This is a genomic window from Paenochrobactrum pullorum, assembly GCF_041929845.1.
GTDB lineage: Bacteria > Pseudomonadota > Alphaproteobacteria > Rhizobiales > Rhizobiaceae > Paenochrobactrum > Paenochrobactrum pullorum.
Map to the genome: position 1 here is coordinate 86,199 of NZ_JBHEEH010000009.1, position 16,003 is coordinate 102,201.

Annotated in this window: 11 protein-coding genes and 2 pseudogenes; 1 reads left to right on the forward strand and 12 read right to left on the reverse strand. The window is 45.4% G+C overall.

Annotated features, from left to right (window positions below):
- Positions 1-12: 12 nt before the first annotated feature.
- The 6 genes from JNC77_RS12920 to proP form a co-directional block, all read right to left on the reverse strand.
- Positions 13-1,761 carry a gamma-glutamyltransferase family protein gene (locus JNC77_RS12920; RefSeq protein WP_374833152.1) on the reverse strand — a complete coding sequence of 583 codons (1,749 nt, stop codon included), beginning with the start codon at positions 1,759-1,761 and terminating at the stop codon, positions 13-15.
- Between the two features lie 123 nt (positions 1,762-1,884).
- On the reverse strand, positions 1,885-2,760 hold the full coding sequence (locus JNC77_RS12925; RefSeq protein WP_374833154.1) for an ABC transporter permease: 876 nt from the start codon (positions 2,758-2,760) through the stop codon (positions 1,885-1,887).
- On the reverse strand, positions 2,757-3,704 hold the full coding sequence (locus JNC77_RS12930) for an ABC transporter permease (protein WP_374833156.1): 948 nt from the start codon (positions 3,702-3,704) through the stop codon (positions 2,757-2,759). Before JNC77_RS12930 ends, JNC77_RS12925 begins: the two co-directional genes overlap by 4 nt.
- A 62-nt stretch (positions 3,705-3,766) precedes the next feature.
- The gene (locus JNC77_RS12935; RefSeq protein WP_374833158.1) at positions 3,767-5,272 is read right to left on the reverse strand and encodes an ABC transporter substrate-binding protein; all 1,506 of its coding nucleotides are present in this window, start codon (positions 5,270-5,272) and stop codon (positions 3,767-3,769) included.
- Positions 5,273-5,712: 440 nt separating this feature from the next.
- On the reverse strand, positions 5,713-6,579 hold the full coding sequence (locus JNC77_RS12940) for a hypothetical protein (protein WP_374833160.1): 867 nt from the start codon (positions 6,577-6,579) through the stop codon (positions 5,713-5,715).
- Between the two features lie 149 nt (positions 6,580-6,728).
- Positions 6,729-8,279 (reverse strand): glycine betaine/L-proline transporter ProP, encoded by a 1,551-nt coding sequence (proP, locus tag JNC77_RS12945; protein ID WP_374833162.1) that lies wholly within the window; start codon positions 8,277-8,279, stop codon positions 6,729-6,731.
- A 946-nt stretch (positions 8,280-9,225) separates the two neighbouring features.
- On the opposite strand from proP, the pseudogene JNC77_RS12950 reads away from it, so the two are divergent.
- Positions 9,226-9,358: pseudogene (locus tag JNC77_RS12950) on the forward strand (IS3 family transposase); the annotation flags it as partial.
- Positions 9,359-9,822: 464 nt separating this feature from the next.
- Here the strand turns inward: JNC77_RS12950 and JNC77_RS12955 are convergent.
- The 6 genes and pseudogenes from JNC77_RS12955 to JNC77_RS12980 form a co-directional block, all read right to left on the reverse strand.
- Positions 9,823-10,317, reverse strand: a pseudogene (locus tag JNC77_RS12955) (SDR family NAD(P)-dependent oxidoreductase).
- On the reverse strand, positions 10,250-10,390 hold the full coding sequence (locus JNC77_RS12960; RefSeq protein WP_374833164.1) for a hypothetical protein: 141 nt from the start codon (positions 10,388-10,390) through the stop codon (positions 10,250-10,252). Before JNC77_RS12960 ends, JNC77_RS12955 begins: the two are co-directional and overlap by 68 nt.
- Positions 10,391-10,412: 22 nt before the next feature.
- Positions 10,413-12,080, reverse strand: coding sequence for a dipeptide ABC transporter ATP-binding protein (locus JNC77_RS12965; protein WP_374833166.1), 1,668 nt, complete (start codon positions 12,078-12,080; stop codon positions 10,413-10,415).
- Positions 12,077-12,952: an ABC transporter permease gene (locus JNC77_RS12970; protein WP_374833168.1), complete on the reverse strand. Its 876-nt coding sequence runs from the start codon at positions 12,950-12,952 to the stop codon at positions 12,077-12,079. Before JNC77_RS12970 ends, JNC77_RS12965 begins: the two co-directional genes overlap by 4 nt.
- Before the next feature lies 1 nt (position 12,953).
- Positions 12,954-13,793 carry an ABC transporter permease gene (locus tag JNC77_RS12975; protein WP_374833170.1) on the reverse strand — a complete coding sequence of 280 codons (840 nt, stop codon included), beginning with the start codon at positions 13,791-13,793 and terminating at the stop codon, positions 12,954-12,956.
- A 146-nt stretch (positions 13,794-13,939) separates the two neighbouring features.
- Positions 13,940-15,583, reverse strand: a complete 1,644-nt coding sequence (locus tag JNC77_RS12980; RefSeq protein WP_374833172.1) for a TIGR04028 family ABC transporter substrate-binding protein — start codon at positions 15,581-15,583, stop codon at positions 13,940-13,942.
- Positions 15,584-16,003: the final 420 nt, after the last annotated feature.

Genomic DNA, 16,003 nt, shown 5'->3' on the forward strand with positions numbered 1-16,003 from the left:
AATTATTGCACATTATTCGAGTACAATGGCTCCGCCATAAGTGCCGCGTCGCGTAATGGCTGCTTTCAATTTGTCATCGGGCGTGTAGAGCGCCGCACTGACGCGGCCAATACTGCCTGCAGGCACAACTTGAACTTTGTGGCCACGTTTTTTCAGTGCCTCAATCGTTGCTTCCGGAAGGTCTGCTTCGACAACCACACCACCCGGTTCGCGCGAGCGTGGATAAAAACTTGAAGGCATATGGGTTGAGTGGAACATCGGCGCATCAAGCGCTGCTTTTAAATCCATATTGCCGTGAACATAACGCAGGAAGAACAGTAATTGCCACTGATCCTGCTGATCACCGCCCGGAGTGCCGAAGCTCAAGCGGCGGCCATCTTCATGCCAGCCAAGGCTTGGTGACAGCGTTGTGCGCGGACGACGACCGGGAACAAGCGATGTTGGGAGACCTTCTTCCAGCCAGAACATTTGTGCACGTGAGTTAAGGCAGAAGCCCAGACCCGGAATAGTCGGTGAGCTTTGCAACCAGCCGCCTGACGGCGTGGCTGAAACCATGTTGCCCCAGCGGTCGATCACATCCAGATGCACGGTATCGCCGCTTGGTGTGCGGCGCAAATGCGCCATTGTTGGCTCATAAACCGCTCCGGCCGGACGGCTCAATCTGTCAAACAGATCAAGCATACGCGCACGCTGTTCTTCAAAGCCTGTTGGTGTGCCCGGATTAAGGTCGTTGTCGGCTTTGTCACCAATTAAGGCACGACGTGCATCGACATAAGCAGGTTCCAGCATTTCTTTAATCGGAACAGATGAACCTGCCGGATCACCATAATAGGTATCACGATCTGCGAAAGCCAATTTCTCGGCTTCCAGAACCAGATGGGCAAACTCATCACTAAGCGGATCAAGCGAGGATAAATCATAACCGGCTAGAAGCGACAGGGTTTGCAGTAAAACAGGGCCTTGTCCCCATGCGTCGGTTTTGGCAATTGTCCAGCCATTATAGGTAAAGGTGAGCGGCTCTTCATAGGAAGCGCTGTAACCGGCCATATCCTGTGCTGTTAACACGCCGTGATGGGTTGCGCCACTGGCATCCATCGCTTGCATTTCGGCACAAAATTCACCAATGCGTTCTGCAATAAAGCCGCGGTAAAAAATATCACGTGCCGCATCAATGCGGGCTTCACGGGTATCGCCTTTTGCCTCTTCAATAACGCGCTGCCATGTTGCTGCGAGTTCCGGATTGCAAAAAAGGCTGCCCTTTGCGGGTGCTTCACCATCCGGCAACCAGAGGTGCGCCGAACCCTGCCAATATTTACGGAAGAAGTCTGCAAGACCTGCAATCGTATCAACAGCGCGATCAAGGATCGGATGACCTTCACCGGCAAGCTTGATCGCAGGCTTCAAGACATCGGCAAGCTCCATAGTGCCGTGGTCACGCAGCATCAGCATCCAGCCGTCAAATGCGCCGGGAATAACAGTTGCCAACAGGCCATCACCGGGAATGAGTTCGAGCCCTTCTTTTTTGTAATGCTCGATAGTTGCACCAGCAGGAACAGGGGCTTGTGCACATAAAATTTGGGCTTTGCCGTCTTTCCACAAAATGGCAGGCAGATCACCACCGGGGCCGTTCAGATGCGGTTCAACCACTTGCAGGACAAAACCGGCTGTGACGGCAGCGTCAAAAGCATTACCACCGCGTTTAAGTATGTCAGCACCCGCTTGGGTTGCCAGATTATGGGTGGAGGCAATCGCGCCTTTCATCGTATTTCTCCTCTCGCATCATCTGATAACCTTTTTAAGGCTTGGATGCGGATTTATGTCATTTCCTGTGAACTGCGCTTGTTTTATGCAATTCAAACAAGCGCAGCTAAATAGCTGATAATTTTAGCTGTTATCACGCGGATCAAGTGCATCACGCAATCCGTCACCCAAAAGGTTGAAACCCATCACGACCAAGAAAATTGCCAGTCCTGGCCAAACGGCCATATAGGGGGCCTGTGTCAGAAAATTCTTGGCTGTTGCAAGCATTGAACCCCAGCTTGGAGCAGGCGCTTGCTGACCAAGACCAAGGAAAGACAATGATGCTTCCGCAATAATGGCTGATGCAATGGTCAGTGTGGCTTGCACGAGGACAGGGGCGAAAATATTAGGCAAAATATAGCGTGCCATAATACGCAAATGGCTTAGACCAATGGCGCGGGCTGCATCAACATATTCTTCTGTTTTGACCGACATGGCTTGTCCGCGGGTGAGGCGAATGAAAACCGGCATGGCAGACACACCAATCGCAATCATTGCATTGGTGAGGCTTGGCCCCATAAAGGCTGCCAGTGCAATAGCCATGATGAGAAACGGCATTGCAAGCAATGCATCAGTTACACGCGCGATCACCTGATCTGTCCAGCCACCAAAATAGCCGGCCAGCATACCAAGCGGCAATCCAAGTGCCACCGCAATCATGACAGAGATGACACCGGCCTGAAGAGAAGCGCCTGCACCGTAAATCATACGTGAAAATATATCACGTCCCAGTTCATCGGTACCAAGCCAATGAGCAGCAGATGGTGGCTGACGGATGGCAGTCCAGCTTGTCAATGTCGGATCGGCAAGCGGAAACAACGGGCCGAGGATTGCAACCAAAATAAAGAACAGGACAACAATTCCACCGAGCACTGCACTGCGGTTGGATTTAAATTTTGCCCAGACGCGGCTTTTATTGCGCGGCTCAGGGGCTGCGGCAGTATTAACGGCAGTGGTCACAGGCTGGCCCTCATGCGCGGATTAAGAACAAAATAAAGTAGATCGGCGAGAAGATTGATAAGAATAAACGATGTCGCCGTTACCAATACGACCCCTTGCACAACTGCGTAATCGCGATTGAAGACAGCATCTACGATCATCTTACCAAAACCCGGAATAGTGAAAATCTGTTCGGTGAGAACAGCACCTGCCAGCAATTCACCAAACATGACCGCTGAAAGCGTAATGATTGGCAGCAATGCATTGCGGAAAGCATGTTGCAGGATGACAATCCTTTCACGCAAACCTTTAGCGCGCGCTGTACGTACATAATCTTGTTGTAAAACACTTAACATTGCAGAGCGTGTATGACGCATCAATGAACCCGCAATTGCGGTGCCAAGCACAAAGGCTGGCATCAGCGTTGTTTGCAGACTGCGCCACGGATCATTGAATGGCGTTTCATAACCGGAAGCAGGCAACCAGCCCAAATTAACGGAAACAAGCAAGATTAGCATGATGCCGAGCCAGAAATTAGGAACAGAAAGACCGGAAAGCGCAACGAAATTTGCCAGATAATCCCAGACGGTACCTTTTTTGACAGCTGAAATGACACCAGCCGGAATACCGCAAATGATTGCAAAAAACATTGCCATTACAGCAAGCTGGATTGTGACAGGAAGTTTTTGCGCAATCAGCTCTGTAACCGGCAGACCGGTGCGTAGGGATGTGCCGAGATCGCCTTGTAAAACATCTTTGAGCCAATAAATATATTGCCAGATCAGCGGATCATTCATGCGGTATTTTTCGCGCAAGAATGCAATTGTCTCTGCGTCACGGCTTTCACCAGCCATCACGAGGATCGGGTCACCCGGCAAAAGCTTTTGCAGCATGAACACGAAAATTGAGATCAAAAAAAGCGTTGGTATTGCTACCAGAAGACGGTTGAGGAAATAGCGCAGCATTGTGTTGCGTCTCCTTGGTTAAAGCTCTGCCCGATGTGTTTAGCATCGGGCAGAGTAGTCTATTAATTGGTGACATTACGCAGACGGATAATACCGTCAGCATAAGGTACGAAGCCTTCAATACCTTTACGCAAAGTATAGAAATACTTGATGTGGTAGAGGTATAATAACGGCAGATCATGCTGCAAGATTTCGGTGGTCTTGTCATAAAGTTCTTTACGAACTTTCGGATCGGGTTCTGCACGTGCCTGATCAAGTAGTTTGTCGACTTCCGCGTTATAATATTTCACGTCATTGTTGGAGCCGGTTTTATGCACAAACGAATGGATGTTGGCATCTGGATCGATACGGCCTGACCAGCCTTGCAACGACATTTCGAAATTACCAACGGCATTTTCAGAAAGCATTGTTGCAAATTCAGTAGCGCGTAACGAGATGTTGAAACCTGCTTCCGCGGCCATTGCTTGAATGACCTGAGCACGCTGTTGCGAAACAGGATCGTTACCAGTGCTCATCTCAATATTGACCGGCAATTCAACGCCAGCTTCAGCGAGAAGTTGCTTGGCTTTTTCAACATCACGGGCAGGAACAGGGAATTTTTCATTATAATAAGTCGAACCGGGTGTTGCCCACTGGTTGCCCGGAACATACAGCCCCTCAAACACGACCTGATTGAGTGCTTCACGGTCAATTGCCAATGAAAGTGCCTGACGCACCAAAGGATTGGAACCTAAAGGTTTTTCGGCTTTCGGACCATTGCCGACATTAATCATAATGCCTTGATAGCCGATATTTGGCACTTCAAACAATTGCAAACGATCATCGGTGCGGATAGCTGGCACGTCGGACGGAGCGGTACGCTCTACAATGTCGAGATCACCTGCACGCACATTCGCCAGGCGAACAGTGGTGTCAGGAATTGGCATCAAAATGACGCGGTCATAGTGGTATTTGTCAGCCTCCCAATATTCCGGGAATTTTTCCAATACGATACGATCACCCTCAACACGGCTGACAAAAGAATAAGGGCCTGTGCAAACAGGTTTCTGGCCAAAATTTTCGCCCGCTGCATCGGCTGCATCCGGTGAATACATCCGTCCCGCATGATGCGCAAGCTGGGCAATCAGGGTGACATCGGGAGATTTCAAAGTGATGGTGAGTTCATGTTCACCGGTTGCTTCCACTTTTTCAATGGATGCTAATTCAGCTTTACGATTGGAAAGCTCAAAATTCATGTTGCGTTCAAGAACGCGGCGCGCAGAATCTGCATTAAATGGGGTTTTGTCGTGATGGAGAACACCTTGACGCAATTGTAAAATTAACTGGCGCCCATCATCAGACCATTTCCACTCGGTTGCGAGTTCAGGAATGATCTGCATATTTTCATCTGTGTTAAACAAACGATTGCAAAGCGGCTCATAAACAATCGAGGAAACGAAGGTACGCGAACGTACTGGATCAAGAGAATCCGGATCCTCATTGAGACCGATACGAATATCCTTCGCGGAGGCAGTGCCAGCTGAAACAACCGTGGCGAGCAATGCAGCTATAAAAGCTTTGCGGGTCATGGTATTCTCCTTGTTTAATCATAAATTTATGAGCAGGACTAAAAAAGCCGTGTTCACCCATGAAGGGTATGATGAGGGTATAACTTCTGTGCAGATTCTTAAATATAAACAAGATGTTTAGAAGAAACATCGGCAGATAACGCTGGATTATATTGAGCCACGTATCATGAACGAGCGCTATAAACACTTTTAGTTTTTTCGGATTTTGAGGATGTCCATCCTTATTTATACTTATTTCCTCCTCGGATCGCTCTTAATTGGAGAGCGATGAGCATGGCAGCTCTTCACAAAAAGAGGCTAAGTTATAGAATCGAATTCTGCAATTAATACCAAAGTTGAATCAATAAGGTCATATGAAATTACAAATTTTGTGCGCATATGGAAATATGATTGATTTATAATACGCGTTAATATCGTAATTATTTCTTATTTTATCACAGTCATTCAAGTTCGATGATTTTTGCTTTCTCATAAATAATCGGACGCACTAAAATTTTGTACATATCTGCATCAAATAAAGTATTTTGCGGCAAACTGTAATTTTTTAAGGAAATACGAGATCGATAACTGCCAAAGTAACGCCAGTTATGAAGGATGTGATATTGTTTCAAACGACCAAAATTTTCTTTTAGCGCTATAGCGCCTTTATATGGCCAAGCGGCAATTCTATATGCGTCCAGTGCCATGCGCGCACGTGCATTATGGTTTTCGATATCCTCTTTTCCGCAACATGCTCCATGACATTTATGGATCATTGCACGAAAACACGGGCGGTTTTTAACATGAGGTTCAATACCTAGAATACTTAGACATAAACCGTGTTGATCAGCAATATCGCGCAAACGTTGTTTTGCGGCATTTTTATTTTTGAACAGTCCGAAATGATCAATTGAAGGAATATAATTCAAATCATTTGTGTAAATAATATTGAAGCCGCTTTCATCAAAAATAATGGAACATGTATCTCTTGTTTTGCGCAGTTTTCGATTAAATAATGGTTTTTGCTCTTTAATCATTTGCGCTTCTAACAGCAGAGCGCTGATCTCCCCGGCGGTTGAAATGTAGCTGATCCGGGAAGTTTGTTTAAGCAGACGAGCTTCTTTTGTGCAGCGTAAGTGTGAAAGAAGTCTTGCTCTGATATTAATACTTTTGCCGATATAAAGTGGATAATTATAGTCTTCTGAATGGAAAGTATAAACGCCTGGCGCTTTTGGTGATGAAACGACCTGCTCGCGCAAAGCGATGGGATAATTATATAACGCATCGTTTTTTTGATTTTGTTGTGCTGGCAGGTGATGGGAGTACATTGGCAGAATGCTTATCGCTCGTTTGATCTATTTAAATGATCGTTAAAATAAGACGCCAATATGGCTAAACTGTCATTCTGTCTAATTAAGCGGTTTATATATCAACATGCCATTCAGGCTTAAAATGAATGCCCTCTGATAGCGCTTCATCACGAAGCGCTATCAGATAATTTAGGGTGTTGTGCTGTCAGCAGATTTTTTTGTTCATTTAAATCGGCGATTTCAGCTTCAAGTGACGAAATTTTTTTATTAATTTCCTCTATATTCTCTTCGATATTGGTATAATGTTCTTTGATAATTATTTTTGCTTCTGCTTTATTGGACGCGTTTGGCGTATCTCCGTGCAGTGGTTTGTTGGCCGTCTCGGTCATAAAAAATGCAGTGATTAAGCCAATAAGGGCGGCTACCATTAAATAATAAGCCGGCATATAGAGATTTTGGGTCGTTTCAACCAACCAAGCTGCTACAGTTGGTGTCAGACCGGCAACAATAATCGATATATTAAAAGCGGTGGCCAACGCACTATAGCGAATACGGGCAGGGAACATGGCAGGCAAGGTTGAAGCCATGACACCCGTCAAACAATTAAGCGTGACTGCTAATAAAAGAAGCCCGGTAAAAATAAGAACAATTTCGCGGCTGGCAATCAATTTGAATGCGGGTATGGCCAGAACCAACAATCCGATACTGCCGATAAGAATAAATGGTTTGCGCCCGAAACGGTCACTCAAAAAGCCAACAACCGGCTGGACAAACAGCATGCCAATCATAACGACGATAATAATTAATACGCCGTGGTCTTCGGAATAACCTAAACTTTGTGAAAGATAAGTCGGCATATAAGTCAGCAACATATAATAGGTAATATTGGTAACTAAGACGAGACCGACACAAACACACAGTGCGCCCCAATATTCACGGAGAATTTCTGAAATTGAAACCATCGGACGATTTTCAACGGCGTCACGGTCTTCTTTTTCCATACGTGCCAGGTGCTCGGTAAATGCTGGCGTTTCCTCTGCTGCATGTCGTAAATAAAGTCCGATCAAGCCGAGTGGTGCGGCTAACATGAATGGTATCCGCCAGCCCCAATCTAAAAACGTATCCTCTCCCAGAATGGAGGAAAGGAAAACAACCACGCCCGCGCCCAAAACAAAGCCTGCAATTGAACCGAAATCGAGCCAGCTGCCAAGAAAGCCCCGCCTTCTATCGGGAGCATATTCTGATACAAATATCGCTGCACCAGTATATTCGCCACCCACTGAAAAACCTTGGATGAGTTTACAGATGAGCAATAGAATTGGTGCCCAGATACCAATTGTATCATGTGAAGGTATCAAGCCGATACAAAAAGTACTGGCTGCCATGATGATGATGGTTATAGAAAGTACTTTTTGACGACCGAAACGATCGCCCATAATGCCGAAAAAGACACCACCTAAAGGACGAACCAGAAACGGAACAGAGAAGGTGGCAAGTGCTGCGATCGTTTGTATGCCGGGATCTGCATCAGGAAAGAAAACTTTTCCTAAAGCATAAGCAACAAAACCATAAACCCCAAAATCAAACCACTCCATAGCATTACCCAGAGCGGCAGCTGTAATCGCTTTTTTGAGCTTTACATTGTCGATAACTGTAATGTCTTTAATTCTAAGTGGTGTGTTTGGAGATGTATCGTCGACAGCTTCATTCTGTGCCATATGTCATCGTCCTTTTGAAAGGCAGCAAGGCATGATACCTGTAAAAATAACCACCAATAAAAGGTGATTTTTTTACCTGCATCAACAATATGTCAATGTGTAAGAAAATCCAGTTTCGTGAAAATTGCAAGATGAAAATATCTCAACTGATCTGAATTATATTTATAAATAAGTAAATCCTCCTTGATAAGAGAATTTAATATAGATATTTATTTATTTATCCTGACGGTTTTCATATTTAAACTCAGGTGGTTTTCCCAAGTGATTTTGGTTGTAGCTACAGAGTTATACCATTCCTTGTCTTCTTCAAAAGAATTAATCAAAATATATTTTGGTAAAAAAATTACATAACGATCATCAATACATAAAAAATAAACTGAAGATAAAATATAGTTAGTTAATTATTCATTGTAAGAGTCGAATTATTACTTAACAAATCTGTTGGTTCTGGCACGAAAAACATTTTGGCTATGGTCGTTGTGACGATCGGAACACCAGCAGCTGTCATGATTGTTGTGGTCGTTGCCAAGACAATCGGAATACAGTGCATTTTTAAACTCGCTTAAAAATTATCTCTTGATGCGATTTTCTGTACTATATAAACGCCATTTTTCCTGAATTTACTTTAAAAATACTGTAAAATGGTATTTAACCCTTCTTGTTTAAAGTAAACATTTGAACCACCCCGAGTTTACCGGATTGTTTAGCTCCAAGTAGAGTGGATATTATGGAATATAAAAAGACAACAAAACCTTATCCTCCCGAACTTCGTGAGCGTGCTGTTCGCATGTTTGTTGAGCAGCGTCATGAATATACGAGTGAAACTGCTGCACTAGTGGCTATTTCTAATAAGCCCGATTTTTCTGTCGATAACCCTCGTAGTTGGTCACGTCAGCAGCAGCGTGATAGCGGTGAACGTGCCGGCCTAGCGAGTGCGGAAAATGTTTTAACCCACCACTCGAACCGCGGGCCTCAATATCTTTCTATGAAGTATACCGAGCGGTTGGCTGCGGCTCAGATTGAGCATTCGGTCGGTATTGTTGGCGATTCTTATGACAATGTCTTAGCTGAATGTGTGATCGGCTTCTTCAAAACAGAGGTCATAAACCAAGGTGGACTATGGGAACCAATGTGCGAAATTGAGTGGGAAACCTTTAATCGGGTCCATAGGTACAATAATCAACGTTTACTGGAGCTAATCGGATATATAGCACCTGCAGAAGCCGAGGAGGCTTTCTATCAGAATATGAAAATATGTGATAAAGCTGCATAAGCGTCGAACAAATTGCGTGCCGCAAAATCCAGTGCGGCTCAATACCTGCCTTACGACAAACTTCGCCAATTGGCGTACTATCGGCTTGTTACAGAACAAACGCAATTTATGCGTCTAAAATTTACCGGCATTGATGGAACTCTCCTTCTCCCGTAAAGGGGATTATAAATGGAAAATTCCAGCTGAAAATGGTCCGATTTTAAGGAAGCATCTCACATATCGACGCGCAAGACCGGTGATGAAACCTGATAAGCCCAGACGTGGGCTGGTTTACAAAGCGAATTCTGAAGAAGGTTCCTTCACAAAACGCGAGGCTACAGTAACAATGCGTCCGCATTTACGTTCTGCCATGCCATCAATTACACTAGTTATCAGCTCAATCGGGGCTAGCATCATTAAGTCTATTGTGCGCAGCCAATCATCATTGCTCCATTTACGAAATTCACGTTTGGTCCGTGGCCACCCTCCATTATGGATCAAAATATTAGATCACTGCAATTATTCAGGATTTCGATACGTCTTTCACGTTGCCCCAAATCCGCTAGGCCTCAAATCCGCTGGAATGTAACTGACTTTAGCATCGCAATTGTTCTGAAGTGCGGTGTTTGATTTTTTAAGCTTGTCTTCTGTGCGTGTCACCAGCACAATTTCAACTCCTTCTGCGGCAAGAATTTTAGCATAAGCAAAGCCTATGTCTTCACCGCCACCACAAAACGGTGTTGTGATTATTGATGAGCGGCTTCGTCCAGCTCTTCGCAGGATAATTCAACAATAGCAGGTCATCGGCCAGACGCTCTTCCAGCGCTTCAAGGTTATGAGGATGCAGGCGGGTCATCATTATGTCGGTCAATAAAATTTGGTTACGCAGGATTTAGTTCAGAGCCATGATTTGCGTGAAATTTAGGAATGCTTGCTACCAGTTCTTTGGTGTAATCATGGGCAGGATATCTAAAAACGGTTTCAACCGGCCCTTGCTCGACTTCAATTCCATTTTGCATGACCGAAACCGTGTCAGCGATCTGGCTCACAACGGCCAGATCATGAGAAACGAATATATAAGTCAGTCCGAATTCATGTTGTAATTGGGTTAAAAGTGTCAGAATACGGGCTTGTACTGTCACATCCAAAGCAGACACAGCTTCATCAAGAACAACAACTTCCGGCTGTAAAATCAACGCACGGGCAATAGCAACGCGCTGACGTTGTCCCCCGGAAAGTGGGCGCGGGTGGCGATGAAGAACGTCGGTTGGTAAACCGACGCGGGTAATCATTTCATGCACACGTTCAGCTCGTTCCTTAGCAGATAAGGGATCAAAATTGAGTAATGGTTCTTCAACAATCTTGAAGATTGTCTGACGCGGATCAAGGGAACTATTAGGGTTTTGATAGACCAACTGCACCTTGCGTCGAAACTGGCGTAATGGTTCGCCACTAAGATTTGATACACTCATGCCACTGATAGCGATGTTTCCAGATGTAGCAGTTTCAAAACCTGTGACCATGCGGATTGTGGTTGTTTTACCGCTGCCGGATTCACCAACAATGGCATGTGTTGTCCCACGTGCGACACGAAAGGACAAGTTTACCACAGCTTGCAAGCCTTCTGGATGGCCTGCAAGCGGAAAAGTTTTGTTTAAATTATCAACGACAACTACGTCATCTGTCGGGATAATCTTTGCAAGACGGAGTTCATCCCGCTTCTTGCCAGTAAATGAAGGTGCATCACTTAGCAGCTTTTTAGTGTAATTATTTTGCGGCGCGTTCAGTATGTCTGCGGTTCTCCCGACTTCAATAACGCGCCCCCCTTGCATGACGACAATAGCATCAGCACGGGCAGCAACACCTAAATCATGAGTGATAAGTAAAACGGACGCATTTGTTTCTTGTTTTAAAGCATCGATAAGATCAAGGATGCGTTTTTGCACAGTGACATCAAGCGCACTCGTAGGCTCATCAGCTATAATCAACTCGGGCTTTAAAGCGATTGCCATTGCAATAAGAACCCGCTGACGCATTCCACCGGAGAGCTGGTGCGGGTATTGATTATAACGCAGTTCAGGAGACGGCAATCCAACTTTTTCAAGTAGTTCCAGAACTATTTCTTTGATCTTTTTTCGGCCCATCGCCAATCGGTGAAGCACGAAAATTTCACTCAACTGCGATCCAATAGTGCGAATAGGATTAAGTGAAGTAACCGGGTCTTGCGGTATAAGACCAATGCGTGACCCGCGTAAACCGTCCAATTGTTTGTCTGACCAATGTGCAATATTCTGACCGTTGAGCAGAATTTGACCATCATCAATCTGTCCGCCGGTCAGCAACCCGATAATGGCTTGCGCTGTGGTTGTTTTACCGGAGCCCGACTCGCCGACAATGGCAAGTGTTTCGCCGTGATTCAAGCTAAACGAAATACCGTTGACAACGCGCTTTGCTTTCGCCGCCTTACCATAAGAAATACTTAGTTCTTTGATATCTAATATTGGTAAGGCGTGATCCGCATCGAACTTAACTGATAAATTAGTTTTCATAGCTGTTCCCGCACGGATTTGCTGATCTGATTTGCAGCCAAAACGACCAATACGATGATTAATCCGGGTGCGGCTGTCAGCCACCATGCCGTTGCTATGTAATTGCGCCCTTCGGCCACCAACAATCCCCATTCGGGTGTTGGTGGCGGCGGACCGTAGCCAAGGAAGCTCAAGGTTGAGAGCTGAAGAATAGCCGAGCCGAATTGTAATGCCGAAAAGGCGATAACGGATGTAAGGGAATTTGGAAGAATATGACGCCAAAGAACCTTTGAGAATGTGCCTCCACTACCAATGGCTGCTTCAATATAATCACTGCTTCGCACTCTGATAACTTCAGAACGCATAAGACGTGCAAATGCAGCCACCGATGCTACACCCACGGCAATGGATGCGTTGAACGTTCCAAAACCGAGCAAGATAATAATGCTCAAGGCAAGCAGAAGGCTTGGTATAGACAAAAGCACGTCAACTATTCGCATAGAAATCGTATCTACAACTCCGCCCATTGAACCGGCGAACAAGCCGAATGCGGTGCCGACTATAAGCCCGACTAATGTTGCGATGAATGCACCACTCAGTGAATGCACCGCCCCATAGATAATTCGTGAATATTGATCGCGGCCAAGCGTGTCAGTGCCGAAATAGTTGGTCAAACTCGGCGCTTTTAACTGCTGTCCGGGCTTACTTGTTACAGCATCATGCGTAGCAAAAAAATCCGGAAAAACGGCGCAAAGAATAACAATGAGCAAAATGGCATAAGAAAGCCATGTTGAAAGGCTGGTTGTTTTTACTGCATCAAAGAAAGAGCGTATTTTTTGTGAAAGGGCTGATCCGGTTGATGTGCCGGCGTATGTTTCTTTAGCTATTCCCATATCAGGCCGCCTTTGTATCTTTGCGCAGCCTTGGATCAAGCAGCGGATAAAGTAGGTCAACAATGAGGTTGATGCTGACAAATGTTGCAGCAGACAGCAGGACAACGGCTTGCAAAACAGCCACGTCAAGTGTTGCAACTGCGGATTCAGTTATGCGGCCAATACCGTTCAAACCAAAGACGGTTTCGGTAACAACGGCGCCAGCCAGCAATTCGCCGAACAGCATGCCGCAGATGGTAAGCACCGGAAATGATGCATTGGTAATGACATGTCTCCAAAAGACCCAATTTAGTGAGGCGCCTTTTGCGCGTGCGACCACAACGAAGGGACGTGTCATAACATCATCAATGTTACGCATCAGGATTTGCGTGATAGGTGCACTGACGGGAACAGCAAGTGTTGCGATTGGCAGAATTAAGCCGATCCATGGGCCGGGATTAATCACTGGTACCAGGCGGAAGCGAAAAGAAAATATTTGTATAAGCATAATGCCAAGCCAAAAGACAGGAATGGCAATAAAAAGCGACGGCAACATTGTAATGGCACGGCGAAGCCATGCGAAAGGTGAAAAATAGGATAGAAAAGACAGTGCGAGACTGAATATTAACGCAAAAAGAAAACCTAAGCCTGCCAGCCTGAAGGTTGCCAGAATATTGTCCCCAATCAACGCTGTCACCTTAACACCAGCATGGATGGAGTATCCGAAATCTCCCGTCAATGTGTTCGTAAGAGCCGTAAAATAACGTTGGAGGGGCGGATTGTCCGAGCCATAAATTTGGCGGATTTCGGCAAGCTGTTCAGGGGAAAGCGCAAAGTCTCCCCCCATATATTTAATAAGCACCGCGTCCCCGGGCATCATTTGCAATAGCAAAAAAGATAGGGTGAACGCAGCCCACAACACAACAAGTGCTTGGCTCAATCTCGATAGGATATATTTAGAATGGGACAAGTGGATTAAGCCTGAAGTTGTATTGATATTTCAAATAATTACTTGCGATCAAGAGACACGCTATAAAATAGCGGGCGACCTACTGCATCAAAGTCAATGTCTTTTACGTATGGAGCGCCTGCGAAAGATTGCGGTTCTTCGAAAAGCGGGATAACGTAAGCCTGTTCAATCAGATACTTTTGAGCATCCTGCGTATGGTCCAGACGTTTGGCAGTATTCGGCTCAGAGGCGATTGCATCAAGAATTGCGTTGAGCTTCGCGTCGACAAATTCTGTTCCTAAACCTTTGCCACCTTGTTGGCGTAACTGGTCACGTGTTGTCGGATAATACTGACTTTTTAAAACTTCCGGATCAGCACGCTCTACCTTGGTTGGAACTAACGGGGTAACTTCAGGATTCAGGTCATCTTTTGTACGGGTACCGGCTTCGCCGGCCAGAAGTTTCAGCTCGACACCAACATTTTGCCATTGCTGTGCCAATAGTTGCAGGGTTTCTTTGCTACGTGCATAATTGAGCGAGTCATAAACGCCAAGTGAAAGTCTTTTGCCTTCCTTCTCACGAATACCGTCGGCTCCGGTTTTCCAACCTGCTTCATCCAGCAATTTTTTGGCCAAGTCTGGATCGAAGACCAATTCGCTGCTGAGATCAATAAAACCTTCAGAAACCGAAGAAAGCGGGGAGCGTGCTTTCGGATAGTTCTCTGTGAACAATGTATCAATGATTTCTTGGCTATTGGTAGCGTGTAACAAGGCTTGGCGTACTTGACGATCTGCCACGAGTGCATTGCTTGGTCGGAAGGCAACAGCATGTGTCGTTCCGCGCGTTTGTGCACCATAAACCGTATAACCGGCGGCCTTTACCTGTGCCTCATCATAGGAATGAACCTGACGAATGAAATCACCTTGCTGGGATAGAAGTGAGCCAATGCGCACACCATCTTCCGGGACAGTCAGAATAGTAATGCCATCAAGCTTAGCACGACCTTGATGAGACAGTTTTACAGGTGCCCAGTTATAATCTTTTCGTGCTGCTAGCCGGATTTCAGTGCCGAGTTTTTCACTTGCTACAACGAAAGGTCCTGAACCGATAATATTGGGTGCTTGACCGAATTCATCTGCTGAAAGAGCAGGTGTTGCAGGTGAAACAATGCCCGATGTCGGCGTGGCGGTTGCCTGTAGGAAACCCGGTGATGATGCCTTGAAATAGAATTTTACAGCTTTAGCGTCAACCACTTCACTACGTTCATAGTTGCTGATTGCTTCGGAAATGGTTTGCTTGCGATCGATATTTCCCAGACCATATACATCGAAGTTGGCAGCAATTGCTTTTGCATCGACCGGTGAACCGTCTGAGAATGTTATGCCGTCCCGTAAGTGGAATGTATATTCTGTCGCATCGGAATTAATCTCCCAACTTTCTGCAAGCCATGGTTCGATTTCAAGTGTTCGCGGATTTTGATAAGTCAGTTTATCCGTAATTTGATTGAGCACCCCCCCATTTGGATAAAAACCTGCCGCTGGCGGATAAAGGCTGGTATGGGGTTGCTTTTCCAAATAAATGAGAGTTCCGCCTGCAGCAGTTTCTTCTTGTGCGTAAGAGGATACCGTATTCAGGTTAATTGCCGTGATTGCATAAATTGCAACTGCAGCCTGAAGAAAATGGCGACGTTTAAATTTTGACAACAATGATAAGCCCCTATCATTAAATAACAGATGTTAGATCGCACTTATCCGAACTTGTTGTGAGCTTATTGTTGTCTGGGACTATGAGTAAGTTGCGTTCATTTTCTTTTTTTATCGAACGTTGGAATATTTATAAGCCGCAGTTGGGGTAATTATAATATAATTCCTAACTGTATTTTTCCCTGAAATATTTGGTTTGTTGGTAATGATAACCAGCCTGCTGCGATGAAGTGCCTAGTCGAGTGTATAGCGAGCTATCTCTAAGGACTTTCCGAATCCTTGTTCGTGGGGCCATTTCAATTGAAGTTTTTTAATGACATAGGATTCTAATAGAATATTGATGCCTAGGATGTGGAGCTGATCAAACAATTGTCTTTATTGAGTGTTTTTATTGATTTTTAGGTTTTGACAGTAGAGAGG

Excerpts from the sequence above, each read along its gene's own strand:
- JNC77_RS12920 (WP_374833152.1), bottom strand. The coding sequence starts at position 1,761 with ATGAAAGGCGCGATTGCCTCCACCCATAATCTGGCAACCCAAGCGGGT.
- JNC77_RS12930 (WP_374833156.1), bottom strand. The coding sequence starts at position 3,704 with ATGCTGCGCTATTTCCTCAACCGTCTTCTGGTAGCAATACCAACGCTT.
- JNC77_RS12935 (WP_374833158.1), bottom strand. The coding sequence starts at position 5,272 with ATGACCCGCAAAGCTTTTATAGCTGCATTGCTCGCCACGGTTGTTTCA.
- JNC77_RS12940 (WP_374833160.1), bottom strand. The coding sequence starts at position 6,579 with ATGTACTCCCATCACCTGCCAGCACAACAAAATCAAAAAAACGATGCG.
- proP (WP_374833162.1), bottom strand. The coding sequence starts at position 8,279 with ATGGCACAGAATGAAGCTGTCGACGATACATCTCCAAACACACCACTT.
- JNC77_RS12960 (WP_374833164.1), bottom strand. The coding sequence starts at position 10,390 with ATGATGACCCGCCTGCATCCTCATAACCTTGAAGCGCTGGAAGAGCGT.
- JNC77_RS12965 (WP_374833166.1), bottom strand. The coding sequence starts at position 12,080 with ATGAAAACTAATTTATCAGTTAAGTTCGATGCGGATCACGCCTTACCA.
- JNC77_RS12970 (WP_374833168.1), bottom strand. The coding sequence starts at position 12,952 with ATGGGAATAGCTAAAGAAACATACGCCGGCACATCAACCGGATCAGCC.